This is a genomic window from Luteimonas lutimaris (assembly GCF_039537065.1).
In the GTDB taxonomy this organism is placed as follows: domain Bacteria; phylum Pseudomonadota; class Gammaproteobacteria; order Xanthomonadales; family Xanthomonadaceae; genus Luteimonas; species Luteimonas lutimaris.
In genome coordinates, this window is sequence record NZ_BAAAZU010000026.1 from 27,600 (window position 1) to 41,841 (window position 14,242).

At 65.8% G+C, this 14,242-nt stretch carries 26 protein-coding genes; all 26 read right to left on the reverse strand.

Annotated elements, in window-relative coordinates; translation table 11 throughout:
- Positions 1 to 61: 61 nt before the first annotated feature.
- Entirely contained in the window at positions 62 to 1,060 is a 999-nt protein-coding gene (locus ABD679_RS12405; RefSeq protein ID WP_344760302.1) for a DNA-directed RNA polymerase subunit alpha, read from the reverse strand.
- Positions 1,061 to 1,111: 51 nt separating this feature from the next.
- Entirely contained in the window at positions 1,112 to 1,747 is a 636-nt protein-coding gene (rpsD, locus tag ABD679_RS12410; RefSeq protein WP_344760303.1) for a 30S ribosomal protein S4, read from the reverse strand.
- A gap of 15 nt (positions 1,748 to 1,762) precedes the next feature.
- Positions 1,763 to 2,155, reverse strand: a complete 393-nt coding sequence (gene rpsK / locus ABD679_RS12415) for a 30S ribosomal protein S11 (RefSeq protein WP_344760304.1) — start codon at positions 2,153 to 2,155, stop codon at positions 1,763 to 1,765.
- 12 nt (positions 2,156 to 2,167) lie between these two features.
- Positions 2,168 to 2,524, reverse strand: coding sequence for a 30S ribosomal protein S13 (gene rpsM / locus ABD679_RS12420; protein ID WP_344760328.1), 357 nt, complete (start codon positions 2,522 to 2,524; stop codon positions 2,168 to 2,170).
- 505 nt (positions 2,525 to 3,029) lie between these two features.
- On the reverse strand, positions 3,030 to 4,376 hold the full coding sequence (gene secY, locus ABD679_RS12425) for a preprotein translocase subunit SecY (RefSeq protein ID WP_344760305.1): 1,347 nt from the start codon (positions 4,374 to 4,376) through the stop codon (positions 3,030 to 3,032).
- Positions 4,377 to 4,383: 7 nt separating this feature from the next.
- On the reverse strand, positions 4,384 to 4,818 hold the full coding sequence (rplO, locus tag ABD679_RS12430) for a 50S ribosomal protein L15 (RefSeq protein ID WP_344760306.1): 435 nt from the start codon (positions 4,816 to 4,818) through the stop codon (positions 4,384 to 4,386).
- 3 nt (positions 4,819 to 4,821) lie between these two features.
- Positions 4,822 to 5,019 (reverse strand): 50S ribosomal protein L30, encoded by a 198-nt coding sequence (rpmD, locus tag ABD679_RS12435; RefSeq protein WP_344760307.1) that lies wholly within the window; start codon positions 5,017 to 5,019, stop codon positions 4,822 to 4,824.
- Positions 5,012 to 5,542: a 30S ribosomal protein S5 gene (rpsE, locus tag ABD679_RS12440; protein WP_344760308.1), complete on the reverse strand. Its 531-nt coding sequence runs from the start codon at positions 5,540 to 5,542 to the stop codon at positions 5,012 to 5,014. Before rpsE ends, rpmD begins: the two co-directional genes overlap by 8 nt.
- A 161-nt stretch (positions 5,543 to 5,703) precedes the next feature.
- Positions 5,704 to 6,057: a 50S ribosomal protein L18 gene (gene rplR, locus ABD679_RS12445; protein WP_344760309.1), complete on the reverse strand. Its 354-nt coding sequence runs from the start codon at positions 6,055 to 6,057 to the stop codon at positions 5,704 to 5,706.
- Between the two features lie 31 nt (positions 6,058 to 6,088).
- Positions 6,089 to 6,616, reverse strand: a complete 528-nt coding sequence (gene rplF / locus ABD679_RS12450) for a 50S ribosomal protein L6 (RefSeq protein ID WP_344760310.1) — start codon at positions 6,614 to 6,616, stop codon at positions 6,089 to 6,091.
- Between the two features lie 13 nt (positions 6,617 to 6,629).
- Positions 6,630 to 7,025, reverse strand: coding sequence for a 30S ribosomal protein S8 (rpsH, locus tag ABD679_RS12455; RefSeq protein WP_344760311.1), 396 nt, complete (start codon positions 7,023 to 7,025; stop codon positions 6,630 to 6,632).
- 85 nt (positions 7,026 to 7,110) lie between these two features.
- Positions 7,111 to 7,416 (reverse strand): 30S ribosomal protein S14, encoded by a 306-nt coding sequence (gene rpsN, locus ABD679_RS12460; protein ID WP_344760312.1) that lies wholly within the window; start codon positions 7,414 to 7,416, stop codon positions 7,111 to 7,113.
- Positions 7,417 to 7,431: 15 nt separating this feature from the next.
- Positions 7,432 to 7,971: a 50S ribosomal protein L5 gene (gene rplE, locus ABD679_RS12465; protein WP_344760313.1), complete on the reverse strand. Its 540-nt coding sequence runs from the start codon at positions 7,969 to 7,971 to the stop codon at positions 7,432 to 7,434.
- A gap of 11 nt (positions 7,972 to 7,982) precedes the next feature.
- On the reverse strand, positions 7,983 to 8,297 hold the full coding sequence (gene rplX / locus ABD679_RS12470) for a 50S ribosomal protein L24 (RefSeq protein ID WP_344760314.1): 315 nt from the start codon (positions 8,295 to 8,297) through the stop codon (positions 7,983 to 7,985).
- A gap of 61 nt (positions 8,298 to 8,358) precedes the next feature.
- A complete protein-coding gene (gene rplN / locus ABD679_RS12475; protein ID WP_344760315.1) occupies positions 8,359 to 8,727 on the reverse strand; it encodes a 50S ribosomal protein L14 in 369 nt (122 codons plus the stop codon).
- Between the two features lie 14 nt (positions 8,728 to 8,741).
- A complete protein-coding gene (gene rpsQ / locus ABD679_RS12480; protein ID WP_425561902.1) occupies positions 8,742 to 9,005 on the reverse strand; it encodes a 30S ribosomal protein S17 in 264 nt (87 codons plus the stop codon).
- 12 nt (positions 9,006 to 9,017) lie between these two features.
- On the reverse strand, positions 9,018 to 9,203 hold the full coding sequence (rpmC, locus tag ABD679_RS12485) for a 50S ribosomal protein L29 (protein ID WP_344760317.1): 186 nt from the start codon (positions 9,201 to 9,203) through the stop codon (positions 9,018 to 9,020).
- Entirely contained in the window at positions 9,203 to 9,616 is a 414-nt protein-coding gene (gene rplP, locus ABD679_RS12490) for a 50S ribosomal protein L16 (RefSeq protein WP_344760318.1), read from the reverse strand. Before rplP ends, rpmC begins: the two co-directional genes overlap by 1 nt.
- A 3-nt stretch (positions 9,617 to 9,619) precedes the next feature.
- A complete protein-coding gene (rpsC, locus tag ABD679_RS12495; protein WP_344760319.1) occupies positions 9,620 to 10,360 on the reverse strand; it encodes a 30S ribosomal protein S3 in 741 nt (246 codons plus the stop codon).
- Positions 10,361 to 10,364: 4 nt separating this feature from the next.
- Positions 10,365 to 10,712, reverse strand: a complete 348-nt coding sequence (gene rplV / locus ABD679_RS12500) for a 50S ribosomal protein L22 (RefSeq protein WP_344760320.1) — start codon at positions 10,710 to 10,712, stop codon at positions 10,365 to 10,367.
- 13 nt (positions 10,713 to 10,725) lie between these two features.
- A complete protein-coding gene (rpsS, locus tag ABD679_RS12505; RefSeq protein ID WP_344760321.1) occupies positions 10,726 to 10,992 on the reverse strand; it encodes a 30S ribosomal protein S19 in 267 nt (88 codons plus the stop codon).
- A gap of 6 nt (positions 10,993 to 10,998) precedes the next feature.
- Entirely contained in the window at positions 10,999 to 11,826 is an 828-nt protein-coding gene (gene rplB / locus ABD679_RS12510) for a 50S ribosomal protein L2 (protein WP_344760322.1), read from the reverse strand.
- A 10-nt stretch (positions 11,827 to 11,836) separates the two neighbouring features.
- On the reverse strand, positions 11,837 to 12,136 hold the full coding sequence (rplW, locus tag ABD679_RS12515; protein ID WP_344760323.1) for a 50S ribosomal protein L23: 300 nt from the start codon (positions 12,134 to 12,136) through the stop codon (positions 11,837 to 11,839).
- The gene (rplD, locus tag ABD679_RS12520; protein WP_344760324.1) at positions 12,133 to 12,738 is read right to left on the reverse strand and encodes a 50S ribosomal protein L4; all 606 of its coding nucleotides are present in this window, start codon (positions 12,736 to 12,738) and stop codon (positions 12,133 to 12,135) included. Before rplD ends, rplW begins: the two co-directional genes overlap by 4 nt.
- 12 nt (positions 12,739 to 12,750) lie before the next feature.
- A complete protein-coding gene (gene rplC / locus ABD679_RS12525) occupies positions 12,751 to 13,404 on the reverse strand; it encodes a 50S ribosomal protein L3 (protein WP_344760325.1) in 654 nt (217 codons plus the stop codon).
- Positions 13,405 to 13,414: 10 nt separating this feature from the next.
- The gene (rpsJ, locus tag ABD679_RS12530; protein ID WP_024891232.1) at positions 13,415 to 13,726 is read right to left on the reverse strand and encodes a 30S ribosomal protein S10; all 312 of its coding nucleotides are present in this window, start codon (positions 13,724 to 13,726) and stop codon (positions 13,415 to 13,417) included.
- Between the last annotated feature and the right edge of the window lie 516 nt (positions 13,727 to 14,242).

Sequence of the window (14,242 nt, forward strand, 5' to 3'; positions counted from 1 at the left end):
ACCTGGGGTCCGTCGGCGATTTCCCGACCCTCCCCTTCGAGGGGAGGGTCGGGTCAAGCAATTACCCCAGCATGCCGTGGGCGGAAACGCCCGCCGGCGGCCAGTTCTCGAGCTTCATGCCGAGCGAAAGGCCACGCTGGGCGAGGACTTCCTTGATCTCGGTGAGCGACTTCTTGCCCAGGTTCGGGGTCTTGAGCAACTCGACCTCGGTCTTCTGGATCAGGTCGCCGATGTAGTAGATGCTCTCGGCCTTGAGGCAGTTGGCCGAACGCACCGTCAGCTCCAGGTCGTCGATCGGGCGCAGCAGGATCGGGTCGACGCCGGCCTGCTGGGTCTTCGGCGCACCGCGGTCGCGCTGGGTGAAGTCGCCGAACACGCTCAGCTGGTCGGTGAGGATGTCGGCGGCCGTGCGCACGGCTTCCTCGGCGTCGATCGTGCCGTTGGTCTCGATGTCGATGACCAGCTTGTCCAGGTCGGTGCGCTGCTCGACGCGGGCGGCCTCGACCTCGTACGCCACGCGGCGCACGGGCGAGAACGAGGCGTCCAGCATCAGGCGGCCGATCGCACGGGTTTCCTCGTCCGGATGGCGGCGCGAAGCGGCCGACTGGTAGCCGAAGCCACGCTCGATCTTCAGCCGCATGTTGATCGACGCATCCTTGGTCAGGTGGCAGATCACGTGCTCGCCGTTGAGGATCTCGACGTTGTGGTCGGTCTTGATGTCGGCGGCGGTGACGACGCCGGGGCCGGACTTGGCCAGCGTGAGCGTGGAGCTCTCGCCGGTGCCCATGCGGATGGCGACGTCCTTGAGGTTGAGCAGGACTTCAAGCACGTCCTCCTGCAGTCCCTCGATCGTGCTGTACTCGTGCAGCACGCCGTCGATCTCGACTTCGGTGATCGCGAAGCCGGGGATCGAGGACAGCAGCACGCGGCGCAGCGCGTTGCCGAGGGTATGGCCGTAGCCGCGCTCGAGCGGTTCGATCACGACCTTCGCGCGGTTGCCGGCGAGGCGTTCGATCTGGGGACCACGCGGGCGCAAGACCTGATTGGCGTTAGCCGTCATGTTCTGGTGTCTCCTGGGGCGCGCCGGAGGGGGACCGGCAACGCCATGTGATTACTTCGAATACAGCTCGACGATCAGCGCTTCGTTGATGTCGGCAGGCAGGTCGCCGCGATCGGGCACCGCCTTGAACACGCCGCTGAACTTCTTCGAGTCGACCTCGACCCACGACGGCGACAGGTCCATCGTCGAGGACACGTTCAGAGCCTCCTGGACGCGCTGCTGCTTCTGTGCCTTCTCCGACAGGGCGATCGCATCGCCGGCCTTGACCTGGTACGAAGGCAGGTTGACCGGCTTGCCGTTGACCGTGATGCCGCGGTGCGACACCAGCTGGCGCGCGGCCGGGCGGGTCACGGCGAAGCCCATGCGGTAGACGACGTTGTCCAGGCGGGTTTCGAGCAGCTGCAGCAGGTTCTCGCCGGTGTTGCCCTTCTTGGTCGAGGCCTTCTTGTAGTAGTTGCGGAACTGGCGCTCCAGCAGGCCGTAGATGCGCTTGACCTTCTGCTTCTCGCGCAGCTGGGTGGCGTAGTCGGACAGCTTGCTGCGACGCGCGCCGGTGCCGGCGCCGTGCTGGCCGGGCTTCTGCTCCAGCTTGCACTTGGAGTCGAGCGCGCGCGTCGGGGACTTCAGCGAAAGGTCGGTGCCTTCGCGACGGGCGAGCTTGCAGGTGGGACCGATATAACGAGCCATTTTCTATCGCTCCCTTTAGACGCGACGCTTCTTCGGCGGACGGCACCCGTTGTGCGGGATCGGCGTCACGTCGATGATGTTGGTGATCTTGTAGCCGACGTTGTTGAGCGAACGTACGGCCGACTCACGACCCGGACCCGGGCCCTTGATGCGAACTTCCAGCGACTTCACGCCGTAGTCGAGCGCGGCCTTGCCGGCCTTCTCGGCGGCGACCTGGGCGGCGAACGGGGTCGACTTGCGCGAACCGCGGAAACCCGCGCCGCCGGAAGTCGCCCACGACAGCGCGTTGCCCTGGCGGTCGGTGATCGTGATGATGGTGTTGTTGAACGAAGCGTGGACGTGGGCGATGCCGTCGGTGACGACGCGCTTGATCTTCTTCTTCGGCTTTGCAGCGGATGGCTTGGCCATGGTCGGTTTCCTTTACTTCCTGATGGCCCGGCGCGGACCCTTGCGGGTACGGGCATTGGTCCGGGTGCGCTGGCCGCGCAGCGGCAGGCCGCGACGGTGGCGCAGGCCGCGGTAGCAGGACAGGTCCATCAGGCGCTTGATCGCCATGCCCACCTCGCGGCGGAGGTCGCCCTCGACCACGTACTTGCCGATTTCGGCGCGCAGGCGCTCGACTTCCGGCTCGGACAGGTCACGGATCTTTGTCGACGAGTTGACGCCGGCAGCTTCGCAGAGCTTCCGGGAACGGGTACGGCCAATGCCGTAGATGCTTTGCAGCCCGACCCAGACATGCTTCTGGGCAGGCAGGTTGACACCTGCAATACGCGCCATGCGCGAGATCTCCAACTGTTTGGCGGCCGGACAGGGAAATCCGGCGGAGTGAACACGAAATTCTAACAGGGTCTCGGGTTGCTAGGAAGGGGGTCCGGCATCCTGCCGGTAACGGCCCGTGCAGCCGGCCGAAACCCCTCCGGCATGGGGAGTGTGCCCATGCTCCGGCAAACGGACCCGCGCTGGCCGGGATGCCATCGCTGGCGCCCCGTCCGCCCCCCGCCACTCAAGCGCGGGGACCGGCGCTGGTCCACCCGTGCGCGAGACCGCCGCCCGGGTTGCCCTCAATGCCCTCCGTGCGGAGGGGTGTTGCCGCCGTCCTGGCGCGGCCCGGGTGGGCCGGTTTCGTCGTCCACCGCTCCATGGCGGACCTTCAAGCTGTTGTCCTTCCCCCACGCAACGGGAGAAGTCGCTGCCATCCCTGGCGCAGCCTTACCGGCTTGCGGATCGTCCTGCCCGGCCATCCATGGCCAGGCGCCCGCCAGGGCAGCGCAGCAGTGCTGCGCTATCGCGCCCTGGCGCCCCCCTTGAGGTTGGCCTTCTTCAGCAGGCTTTCGTACTGGTGCGACATCAGGTGCGCCTGGATCTGGGAGATGAAGTCCATCACCACCACCACCACGATCAGCAGCGAGGTGCCGCCGAAGTAGAACGAGGCGCCCAGGTCCTTGCGCATGAACTCCGGCAGCAGGCACACCAGCACCATGTAGGCCGCGCCCGCGGCGGTCAGCCGGGTCAGCACCGCGTCCACGTAGTCCGCCGTTGCCTTGCCGGGACGGATGCCCGGGATCAGCGCGCCCGACTTCTTGAGGTTGTCGGCGGTTTCCTGGGAATTGAAGACCAGCGCGGTATAGAAGAAGGTGAAGCCGGTGATCAGCGCCGCGAACAGGATCAGGTACAGCGGCTCGCCCGGCGACAGCGCCTGGCTGATGCGCTGCAGCGTCATCTGGAAGCCGCCGCCACCCTGCCCGCCGAACCAGGTCGTGACCGTGGCCGGGAACATGATGATCGACGAGGCGAAGATCGCCGGGATCACGCCGGACATGTTGAGCTTGAGCGGCAGGAACGAGCTCTGGTTCATGTAGGCGCCGCGGCCGCCCTGGCGGCGCGCGTAGTTCACCGTGATCCGGCGCTGGCCGCTTTCGACGAACACTACGAAGAAGGTGAACGCGAACACCACCAGCACGATCAGGATCAGCGAAATCGCGCTCAGGTCGCCGTTGCTGAAGCTTTCCAGCGTGGTCAGGACCGCGCCCGGCAACCCGGCCACGATGCCGGCGAAGATGATCAGCGACACACCGTTGCCGACGCCGCGCTCGGTCACCTGCTCGCCGACCCACATCAGGAACATGGTGCCGGCCGTCAGCGCGATCACTGCGGTCATCAGGAAGCCCCAGCCCGGGCTGTAGACCGCCTGGATGCCGCCGGTGGCACCGCCGCTCTGCAGCGCCGTGGCGATGCCGGCCGACTGGAAGATCGCCAGCGGGATCGCGCCGATGCGCGACCACTGGGTGATCCTGCGGCGACCGGACTCGCCTTCCTTCTGGATCGCCTTCAGGCTGGGCATGATCTGCACCAGCAGCTGGATCACGATCGAGGCCGAGATGTAGGGCACGACGTTCAGCGCGAACAGGCTGAAGCGCGACAGCGCACCACCGGAGAACATGTTGAACATGTCCACGATGGTGCCCTTCTGCTGCTCCATCAGCGCCAGCATCGCATCCGGGTTGACGCCCGGGACGGGGATGTAGGAGCCGACGCGGTACACCAGCAGCGCGCCGAGCACGAACAGCAGGCGCTGGCGCAGTTCAGTGAACTTGCCGAGCCCGCCCATCGCGTTTCCGCTCCGTGCCATGCGCCGCTTACTCCTCGACCTTGCCGCCGGCGGCTTCGATCGCCGCGCGCGCACCGGCCGTGGCCAGCAGGCCCTTGAGCACGAGCTTCTTCGAAACCTCGCCCTTCTTCACGATCTTGGCCTGCTTGGCCTTCGCCGGGACCAGCTTGGCGGCGCGCAGGGCGGCGAAGTCGATGTCGCCCTCGAGCTTATCGAGCTGGTACAGCATGACCTGGGCGGTGTCGTTCTTCAGCTTGGAGCGGAAGCCCACCTTCGGCAGGCGCATGTGCATCGGCATCTGGCCGCCTTCGAAGCCGGCCTTGATCTTGCCCTTGCCCGAGCGCGCGAACGAGCCCTTGTGGCCGCGGCCGGCGGTCTTGCCCAAGCCCGAACCGATGCCACGGCCGACGCGCTTGCGCTCCTGGCGCGCGCCCTCGGCGGGCGAAAGTGTATTCATGCGCATGTCTTATTCCTCCACACGGACGAGGTAGTGGACCTTGTTGATCAGTCCACGGACCTGCGGGCTGTCCTTGAGTTCCCGGACATCGTTCAATTTGCTCAAGCCCAGCGCCTTGACCGACAGGCGGTGCTTCGCCTGCGAGCCGCGCAGGCCCTTGACCAGGCGCACCTTGACGGTGCCGCCCTTGCTCTCGTTCTTAGCCATGCTGCAGGTCCTCCACCTTCTTGCCGCGCTTGGCCGCGATGCGGGCCGGCGATTGCATGTCCGTCAGGCCCTTGAGCGTGGCGCGAACCAGGTTGATCGGGTTGCGCGAGCCGGTGGCCTTGGCCAGCACGTCCTTCACGCCCACCGCCTCGAGCACGGCGCGCATCGCGCCGCCGGCGATCACGCCGGTACCTTCGGAAGCCGGCTGCATGTAGACCTTCGCCGCGCCGTGGCCCGACTTGACCGCGTGCCAGAGGGTGCCGTTGTTGAGCTCGACGTTGGACATGCCCTTGCGGGCGTATTCCATCGACTTCTGGATCGCGACCGGCACCTCGCGTGCCTTGCCGTAGCCGAAGCCGACCCTGCCGTTGCCGTCACCGACCACCGTCAGCGCGGTGAAGGTGAACTGGCGACCGCCCTTGACGGTCTTGGAGACGCGGTTGACGGCGATGAGCTTCTCGATCATCCCGTCGTCGATTTCGTCCCGGTTGTGGCGACCGCGCGAATCGCGTTCGTTGGCCATTGTCGTTTCCTGTTCTTGAAAAGGTGATTACGGCTGCTGCCGCTTGTAGTTGGGAAATACATCGGGTGTTCCGGTCGCAGCGGGAACCCGCCACGCCGTCCGGCGCAACCCGCGCCGGCAGGACGACACCGCATGGGGCCTGCGCCCCATGCGTTCAAGCATCAGAACTGCAGGCCGCCTTCGCGGGCCGCATCGGCCAGGGCCTTGATGCGGCCGTGGTAGCGGTAGCCGGAACGGTCGAACGCGACCTTCTCGACGCCCGCGGCCTTGGCCTTCTCGGCGATGGCGCGGCCGACCTTGGCGGCGGCTTCGGTGTTCTTGGCGCTCTTCAGGCCGTCGCGGACGTCGGCCTGGGTGGTGCTGGCCGAGGCCAGGACCTTCGAGCCGTCCGCGCTGAACAGCTGCGCGTAGACGTGCTGGCCGGTGCGCAGCACCGACAGGCGCGGAACGCCCAGCTCGCGGATGTGGGCGCGGGTCGACCTGGCGCGGCGCAGGCGTGCGGTTTTCTTGTCCATCTTGTTGCTCCTGGCGGAAGCTGAAGGGCGATTACGCCTTCTTGGCTTCCTTGCGAATGATGTTCTCACCTGCGTACTTCACGCCCTTGCCCTTGTAGGGCTCCGGCGGACGGAAACCGCGGATCTTGGCCGCGACTTCGCCGACGCGCTGCTTGTCGGCACCGGTGACCACGACCTCGGTCTGGGTCGGGGTGCTGATGGTGATGCCTTCGGGCACCTTGAACAGCACCGGGTGCGAGAAGCCCAGCGACAGGTTGAGGTCCTTGCCCTGCATCGCGGCACGGTAGCCGACGCCAACCAGCTCGAGCTTGCGCTCGAAGCCTTCGGACACGCCGTGCACCATGTTGGCGACGATCGCACGCAGGGTGCCGGTGATGGCGACCCGCGACGGATCCTGGCAGGACAGCTGCGCCTGGCCGTTCTCGATCTTGATCTCGACGTCGGCAGGCTTGGCGATCGACAGCGTGCCCTTCGGGCCCTTGACGCTGACGTTCTCGGCCTGGACGTTCAGTTCGACACCCTTTGGCAGGGTGATCGGCTTCTTGGCAACTCGGGACATTTGCGTTACTCCCTTAGGCCACGAAGCACAGGACTTCACCGCCGACGCCCTGCTGGCGCGCCTGCGCATCGGTCATGATGCCCCTGGAGGTGGAAATGATCGCGACGCCGAGGCCATTGAGGACCTTGGGCAGCGCGTCCTTGCCGCGGTACTGGCGCAGGCCCGAGCGCGACACGCGCTGCAGGCGCTCGATCACGGGACGGCCTTCGTAGTACTTCAGTTCGATCTCGAGCTCGGCCTTGGCGCCGTCCTCGGTCACGCGCGAACCGCCGATGTAACCCTCGTCCTGCAGGACCTTGGCGATGGCCACCTTGGTCTTGGACGACGGCATCTTCACCGTCGGCTTGCCGACCGCCGCCGCATTCCTGATGCGGGTCAGCATGTCGGCGATGGGATCAGTCATGCTCATTGATGATTACCTTCTGAGTGCACCGATATCCGCTTTCGCGAATGTCTTCGTGGAGTCCGGCCGAACGGCAGGACCGTGTGGTTGTTTACCAGGACGCCTTGCGCAGGCCCGGCACGTCGCCACGCATGGTGGCTTCGCGCAGCTTGTTGCGGCCCAGGCCGAACTTGCTGTACACGGCGCGCGGGCGGCCGGTCAGGACGCAGCGCGTGGTCTGGCGGGAAGGCGACGAATCGCGCGGCAGCTTCTGCAGCTTGACCGCGGCATCCATCTTCTCTTCGTAGCCGGCGTCCTGGCTGCTGATGATCTTCTTCAGCGCGTCGCGCCTGGCGGCGAACTTCTTCGCCAGCTTCGTCCGCTTGGCCTCGCGGTTCACCATTGATGTCTTTGCCATGGTTCTATCCTCGAATCAGCGGAACGGGAAGCGGAAGGCCTCGAGCAGCGCCCGCGCCTCGTCGTTGGTCTTGGCGGTGGTGGTGATGGCGATGTCCATCCCGCGCAGCGCGTCGACCTGGTCGAAGTCGATCTCCGGGAAGATGATCTGCTCCTTCACGCCCATGTTGAAGTTGCCACGGCCGTCGAACGAACGACCCGACACGCCGCGGAAGTCGCGCACGCGCGGCAGCGACACGTTCACCAGGCGGTCCAGGAACTCGTACATCTTCGCGCGGCGCAAGGTGACCTTGCAGCCGATCGGCCAGCCGTCGCGGATCTTGAACGACGCCACGGACACCCGCGACTTGGTCACGATCGGCTGCTGGCCCGCGATCTTGGCCATGTCGGCCACGGCGTTCTCGAGCACCTTCTTGTTGGTCGCGGCCTCGCCCACGCCCATGTTGAGCGTGATCTTGGACAGCCTCGGCACCTGCATCGGATTGGTGTAGCCGAACTTCTCCATGAGCTTCGGCACCACTTCTTCCTTGTAGAACTTTTCCAGACGGGTATTCATTTCTGCATTCCTCAGGCGTCGATCGCCTCACCACTCGAGCGGAACACGCGCAGGCGGCGTCCATCCTCGAGGACCTTGGTACCGATGCGCTCGCCCTTGCCCGAGGCAGGGTTGAAATGCATCACGTTGGAGACGTGGATCGGAGCTTCGCGCTCGATCACGCCACCGGGCTGGTTGATCTGCGGGTTCGGCTTGGTGTGGCGCTTGACCAGGTTGATGTTGGAGACGACGACCTTGTCGCCGAGCACGCGCACAACGTCGCCCTGCTTGCCCTTGTCCTTGCCGGCGGTGACGATCACGCGGTCACCCTTCTTGATGCGGTTCATATCGTTCTCTCTTCAATCCGGGGCAGCGTTGCTTCGCCCAGCCTTTACTTGCCTATGCCGCTCAGAGCACTTCGGGTGCGAGCGAGACGATCTTCATGAACTTCTCGGAACGCAGCTCGCGGGTCACGGGCCCGAAGATGCGCGTGCCGATCGGCTCGTGCTTGTTGTTGAGCAACACCGCGGCGTTGCCGTCGAAGCGGATCAGCGAGCCGTCGGCGCGGCGGACGCCCTTGCGGGTGCGCACCACGACTGCGTCGTAGACTTCGCCCTTCTTGACCTTGCCGCGCGGGATCGCGTCCTTGACGGACACCTTGATGATGTCGCCGATGCCGGCGTAACGGCGCTTGGAGCCGCCGAGCACCTTGATGCACATCACTTCCTTGGCACCGGAGTTGTCGGCCACGTCGAGGTGGCTTTGCATCTGGATCATGATTCAGCCTCCTCTTATTCGGCCGAGCGCGAGACGATCTCGACCACGCGCCAGTTCTTGGTCTTCGACATCGGTGCGATCTCCATCACCCGCACCACATCGCCTTCGTTGCAGGCGTTGTCGGCGTCGTGGGCGTGGAGCTTGGACGAGCGACGGATGTACTTGCCGTACAGCGCGTGCTTGACCTGGCGCTCGACGAGCACCGTCACCGTCTTGTCCATCTTGTTGCTGACCACGCGGCCTTCGACCGTGCGCTGCTTTTTATCAATGTTGTCCATGGTCATGGGTCCTTACTGCTTCGTGCCGAGCAGCGTGTTGACGCGTGCGATCTCGCGGCGAACGCGGCGCACGTCGTGGGTCTTGGCAAGCTGGCCGGTGGCCTTCTGCATGCGCAGGGAGAACTGCTCCTTGTGCAGCTCGAGCAGGTGGCCCTTGAGCTCTTCGGCAGACTTCCCGCGGAGTTCCTTGATGTTCATCAGCGCACCGTCCGGGTCACGAATTGGGTGGTGACCGAGAGCTTGGCGGCAGCCAGGCGGAACGCCTCGCGCGCGGTCGCCTCGTCGACGCCCTCGATCTCGTAGATCATGCGGCCGGGCTGGATCTGGGCGACCCAGTATTCGACCGCACCCTTGCCCGAGCCCATTCGGACTTCGATCGGCTTCTTGGTGATCGGCTTGTCGGGGAACACGCGGATCCACATCTTGCCGCCGCGCTTGACGTAGCGGCTGATCGAACGGCGCGCGGCCTCGATCTGGCGGGCGGTGATCTGCCCGGTCTGTGTGGCCTTCAGGCCGTACTCGCCGAAGCTGACGAGGTTGCCGCTCCACGCCAGGCCGTCGTTGCGGCCCTTGTGCATCTTGCGGTACTTGGTTCGCTTGGGTTGCAGCATGAGTTAGTCCCTCGCCTCGCGATCACGACGCGGGCCACGCGGACGCTCGCGGTCACCGCGATCGCCACGCTCGCCACGCGGCGAATCGTCCTGCTTTTCCTGGCCGACCTGGGCGAAGTCGAAAATCTCGCCCTTGTAGATCCAGGTCTTGATGCCGATGATGCCGTAGGTGGTGCGGGCCTCGGCGAAGCCGTAGTCGACGTCGGCGCGCAGGGTATGCAGCGGCACGCGGCCTTCGCGATACCACTCCGAACGCGCGATCTCGGCGCCGTTGAGGCGGCCGGCGACGTTGACCTTGATGCCCAGCGCGCCCAGGCGCATCGCGTTGCCGACGGCGCGCTTCATCGCGCGGCGGAACATGATGCGGCGCTCGAGCTGCTGCGCGATCGATTCGGCGACCAGCTGCGCGTCGAGCTCCGGCTTGCGGACCTCGGTGACGTTGATGTGCGCCGGGACGCCCATCAGGTCGGAGACTTCCTTGCGCAGCTTCTCGATGTCCTCGCCGCGCTTGCCGATCACAACGCCCGGGCGGGCGGTGTGGATCGTGACGCGCGCGGTCTTGGCCGGCCGCTCGATCATGATGCGGCTGATGCCGGCCGAGGCCAGCTTCTTGCGCAGCATCTCGCGGACCTTCAGGTCGGCGGCAAGGTACTCGGCGTATTCCTTCTTGCCGGCGTACCACTTGGAATTCCAGTCCTTGGAGATGCCCAGGCGGATGCCGGTGGGATGAACTTTGTGACCCATATGCTTACTTCCCCTCGCCGACGACGACGGTGATGTGGCTGGTGCGCTTGAGGATGCGGGTACCGCGACCCTTGGCGCGCGCCATGAAACGCTTCAGCGTCGGGCCTTCGTCGACCATGATGGTCTTGACCTTCAGCTCGTCGATGTCGGCGCCCTGGTTGTTCTCGGCATTGGCGATCGCCGACTCCACCACCTTGCGGATCAGGTGGGCGGCCTTCTTGTCGGAGAACTTGAGCAGGTTGACGGCGCCCTCGGCGGTCAGGCCACGCACCTGGTCGGCGACCAGGCGGGCCTTCTGCGGGGAGATGCGGGCGGTGCGCAGGATCGCCCTCGCCTCGTTCTGGTTGGACATGGTCGTCATCTCCTTACTTCGACTTCTTGTCGCCGCCATGACCCTTGAAGGTCCTGGTCAGGGCGAACTCGCCGAGCTTGTGGCCGACCATGTTCTCGTTGACCAGCACCGGAACGTGGTTCTTGCCGTTGTGCACCGCGATGGTGTAGCCCACCATCTCCGGCAGGACCATCGAGCGGCGCGACCAGGTCTTGATCGGGCGCTTGGTGTTACCCGCCGCTTCCACCTTCCTGACGAGGTGGTGGTCGACGAACGGGCCCTTCTTGAGTGAACGTGCCATGGTCGATTAGCTCCTGCGATCGCGCACGATGAACTGCTGCGTCCGCTTGTTGTGTCGGGTCTTGTAGCCCTTGGTCGGCACGCCCCACGGGGTGACCGGATGCGGGTTGCCCTGGCCGGCCTTCGCCTCGCCGCCGCCGTGCGGGTGGTCGACCGGGTTCATCGCCGCGCCGCGGACGGTCGGCTTGATGCCACGCCAGCGGCTGGCGCCGGCCTTGCCCAGCTTCTCGAGGTTGTGCTCGACGTTGCCGACTTCACCGATGGTGGCGCGGCACTCGGCCGGCACCCGGCGCATCTCGCCCGAACGCAGGCGCAGGGTGGCGTAGACGCCTTCGCGGGCGACCAGCTGCACGCCGGCACCGGCGGCGCGCGCGATCTGCGCGCCCTTGCCCGGCTTCATCTCGATGCAGTGCACGGTGGAGCCGACCGGGATGTTGCGCAGCGGCAGCGTGTTGCCGGTCTTGATCGGCGCGTCGTTGCCCGCGATCACCTGGTCCCCGGCCTTCAGGCCCTTGGGCGCGATGATATAGCGGCGCTCGCCGTCGACGTAGCACAGCAGCGCGATGTGCGCGGTGCGATTGGGGTCGTACTCGATCCGCTCCACGCGCGCGGGAATGCCTTCCTTGTCGCGCTTGAAGTCGATGATGCGGTAGTGCTGCTTGTGTCCGCCGCCGATGTGCCGGGTGGTGATCCGGCCATGGTGGTTGCGGCCGCCGGTCTTGCTCTTCTTTTCGAGCAGCGGCGCGTGCGGCGCACCCTTGTGCAGGTCGGGCGTGACCACGCGGACCGCGCTACGGCGACCGGCGGAAGTGGGCTTGAAAGTCATCAATGGCATCGGTCCGTCCTCAGGCCTTGGCCGTCATCACGTCGATCGACTGGCCGTCGGCCAGCTTCACGTACGCCTTGCGCCAGTCGCCGCGGCTGCCCTGGCGCTGACGGAAGGACTTGTTCTTGCCCTTCACGTTCACCACGTTGACCGCCTCGACAGTGACGTCGAACAGCTGCTCGACGGCCGACTTGATGTCGGCCTTGGTCGCCGTCTTCGCGACCTCGAACGCATACTGGTTGGAAAGCTCCTGCAGGCGCGCGGTCTTTTCGGACACGCGCGGCGCACGGATCACGCTGTAGAGCTTGGCTTCGTTCATGCCAGCCACTCCTCGATCTTCTTCACCGCGTCGCTGGTGATCAGGACGCTGTCGGCGCTGACCAGCGCCACCGGGTCCAGGCCCTGCACGTCGCGAACCTCGACGTACGGCAGGTTGCGTGCGGACAGGTACAGGTGCTCGGACGCCTCTTCGGTCACGATCAGCGGCCGCCGGCCGAGGTCGAATTCCTTGAGCTTCGACACCAGGCCGCTGGTCTTGGTGGCCTCGACGTCGAACGCGTCGACAACCTTCAGGCGACCCTGGCGGTTGAGCTCGGACAGGATCGCCGAGATCGCCGCGCGGTACATCTTGCGATTGACCTTCTGCTCGAAGCTGCGCGGCTTGGCCGCGAACGTCACGCCGCCGCCGACGAAGATCGGCGCGGTCAGCGCGCCGTGGCGGGCACCGCCGCCCTTCTGGCGCTTCGACTTCTTGGTGGTGCCGGCGACTTCCGAGCGCGTCTTCTGCGCCTTGGTGCCGGCGCGACCCGCGTTGCGGTAGGCCACGACGACCTGGTGGACCAGGTCCTGGCTGAACTCACGGCCGAATACCGCGTCGGAAACCGAGAGCTTCTGGTTGCTGTTGGTGATGGCGATTTCCATCGTCGTCTCTCCTTATGCCTTGCTCGAGGGACGGACGATGACGTCGCCGCCCGGCGCGCCCGGCACGGCGCCCTTGATCGCGATCAGGCCGCGCTCGGCGTCGACCCGGACCACTTCCAGGCGCTGCGTGCTCTGGCGTTCCGCACCCATGTGGCCGGACATCTTCTTGCCCGGGAACACGCGGCCCGGCGTCTGTCGCTGGCCGATCGAACCCGGCGCGCGATGCGACAGCGAGTTGCCGTGCGTCGCGTCGCCCATGCGGAAGTTCCAGCGCTTGATCGTGCCCTGGAAGCCCTTGCCCTTGGTGACGCCCTGGACGTCCACCAGCTGGCCGACTTCAAAGATGTCGGCCTTGATTTCACCGCCGACCTGGAAGTCGGCGATCTTGTCGTCTGCCACGCGCAGCTCCCACAGGCCGCGGCCGGCTTCGACCTTGGCCTTGGCCAGGTGGCCGGCTTCGGGCTTGGTCAGCAGCGAGGCGCGCTTGACGCCGGCAGTGACCTGCACGGCGCTGTAGCCGTCGCTCTCGACCGTCTTCACCTGGGTGATGCGGTTGGGGGTGGCTTCGATCAGGGTCACCGGGATGGACTGGCCGTCCTCGGTGAACACGCGGCTCATGCCGGCCTTGCGGCCGACGATGCCCAACGAATGAATCTTCGCGGTCATGGTGGCGTCCTCAGGTCAGCTTGATCTGGACGTCGACGCCAGCCGCGAGTTCGAGCTTCATCAGCGCGTCCACGGTCTTGTCGTTGGGGTCGACGATGTCGAGCACGCGCTTGTGCGTGCGGGTTTCGTACTGGTCACGAGCGTCCTTGTCGACGTGCGGCGACGTCAGGATGGTGTAACGCTCGATTTTGGTCGGCAGCGGGATCGGGCCGCGCACCTGCGCGCCGGTCCGCTTGGCCGTTTCGACGATCTCGCTGGCCGAGCGGTCGATCAGGCGATGATCGAATGCCTTGAGCCGGATCCGGATCTTTTGGTCCGCCATGACGGAGATTCCTTCGTTGAAAGAGCGACAGGCCCCGCGGCTGGGTGCGCGGAACCCCGTGGAAACAGTGACTTGCCGGGACTGATGACGCCTGGCGCCCCGGCAGTATCCTGACGAAAAACTAGGCGGCCCGGTCACCCGGTCCGCCCAGACGGAAAAGTATAAGGCGCGTTAACAGGCCCCGTCAACAGCTTTTCGCTGCTCCGGGACCTGCCGTGCGACCTTCTTCCCTGTCCGGCGAATACGAGGCCCGTCCTGGACCTCCTTTCGCTTTCATCGAATCCGCCGACCCAAGCGGCGAATCCGGCTATTTTGACACGTTTTCCGGCATTTGGGGCCTTTGGAGGCCGATTGCCGGGGAATATCTTCTACGACTGTGGTGCTGGGGACTGGATCCCCGCGTTCGCGGGGACGACGCGCGGCAAAGGCGGCTGCGCCAGGCGCAGCCGCGCCAGTGCGTCACTTGATGATCTTGGCCACCACGCCGGCGCCGACCGTACGGCCACCTTCGCGGAT

Bases quoted from the DNA above. Each gene is read 5' to 3' on its own strand.
- ABD679_RS12405 (WP_344760302.1), bottom strand. From the start codon at position 1,060: ATGACGGCTAACGCCAATCAGGTCTTGCGCCCGCGTGGTCCCCAGATC.
- rpsD (WP_344760303.1), bottom strand. From the start codon at position 1,747: ATGGCTCGTTATATCGGTCCCACCTGCAAGCTCGCCCGTCGCGAAGGC.
- rpsK (WP_344760304.1), bottom strand. From the start codon at position 2,155: ATGGCCAAGCCATCCGCTGCAAAGCCGAAGAAGAAGATCAAGCGCGTC.
- rpsM (WP_344760328.1), bottom strand. From the start codon at position 2,524: ATGGCGCGTATTGCAGGTGTCAACCTGCCTGCCCAGAAGCATGTCTGG.
- secY (WP_344760305.1), bottom strand. From the start codon at position 4,376: ATGGCACGGAGCGGAAACGCGATGGGCGGGCTCGGCAAGTTCACTGAA.
- rplO (WP_344760306.1), bottom strand. From the start codon at position 4,818: ATGCGCATGAATACACTTTCGCCCGCCGAGGGCGCGCGCCAGGAGCGC.
- rpmD (WP_344760307.1), bottom strand. From the start codon at position 5,019: ATGGCTAAGAACGAGAGCAAGGGCGGCACCGTCAAGGTGCGCCTGGTC.
- rpsE (WP_344760308.1), bottom strand. From the start codon at position 5,542: ATGGCCAACGAACGCGATTCGCGCGGTCGCCACAACCGGGACGAAATC.
- rplR (WP_344760309.1), bottom strand. From the start codon at position 6,057: ATGGACAAGAAAACCGCACGCCTGCGCCGCGCCAGGTCGACCCGCGCC.
- rplF (WP_344760310.1), bottom strand. From the start codon at position 6,616: ATGTCCCGAGTTGCCAAGAAGCCGATCACCCTGCCAAAGGGTGTCGAA.
- rpsH (WP_344760311.1), bottom strand. From the start codon at position 7,025: ATGAGCATGACTGATCCCATCGCCGACATGCTGACCCGCATCAGGAAT.
- rpsN (WP_344760312.1), bottom strand. From the start codon at position 7,416: ATGGCAAAGACATCAATGGTGAACCGCGAGGCCAAGCGGACGAAGCTG.
- rplE (WP_344760313.1), bottom strand. From the start codon at position 7,971: ATGAATACCCGTCTGGAAAAGTTCTACAAGGAAGAAGTGGTGCCGAAG.
- rplX (WP_344760314.1), bottom strand. From the start codon at position 8,297: ATGAACCGCATCAAGAAGGGTGACCGCGTGATCGTCACCGCCGGCAAG.
- rplN (WP_344760315.1), bottom strand. From the start codon at position 8,727: ATGATCCAGATGCAAAGCCACCTCGACGTGGCCGACAACTCCGGTGCC.
- rpsQ (WP_425561902.1), bottom strand. From the start codon at position 9,005: ATGGACAACATTGATAAAAAGCAGCGCACGGTCGAAGGCCGCGTGGTC.
- rpmC (WP_344760317.1), bottom strand. From the start codon at position 9,203: ATGAACATCAAGGAACTCCGCGGGAAGTCTGCCGAAGAGCTCAAGGGC.
- rplP (WP_344760318.1), bottom strand. From the start codon at position 9,616: ATGCTGCAACCCAAGCGAACCAAGTACCGCAAGATGCACAAGGGCCGC.
- rpsC (WP_344760319.1), bottom strand. From the start codon at position 10,360: ATGGGTCACAAAGTTCATCCCACCGGCATCCGCCTGGGCATCTCCAAG.
- rplV (WP_344760320.1), bottom strand. From the start codon at position 10,712: ATGTCCAACCAGAACGAGGCGAGGGCGATCCTGCGCACCGCCCGCATC.
- rpsS (WP_344760321.1), bottom strand. From the start codon at position 10,992: ATGGCACGTTCACTCAAGAAGGGCCCGTTCGTCGACCACCACCTCGTC.
- rplB (WP_344760322.1), bottom strand. From the start codon at position 11,826: ATGCCATTGATGACTTTCAAGCCCACTTCCGCCGGTCGCCGTAGCGCG.
- rplW (WP_344760323.1), bottom strand. From the start codon at position 12,136: ATGAACGAAGCCAAGCTCTACAGCGTGATCCGTGCGCCGCGCGTGTCC.
- rplD (WP_344760324.1), bottom strand. From the start codon at position 12,738: ATGGAAATCGCCATCACCAACAGCAACCAGAAGCTCTCGGTTTCCGAC.
- rplC (WP_344760325.1), bottom strand. From the start codon at position 13,404: ATGACCGCGAAGATTCATTCGTTGGGCATCGTCGGCCGCAAGGCCGGC.
- rpsJ (WP_024891232.1), bottom strand. From the start codon at position 13,726: ATGGCGGACCAAAAGATCCGGATCCGGCTCAAGGCATTCGATCATCGC.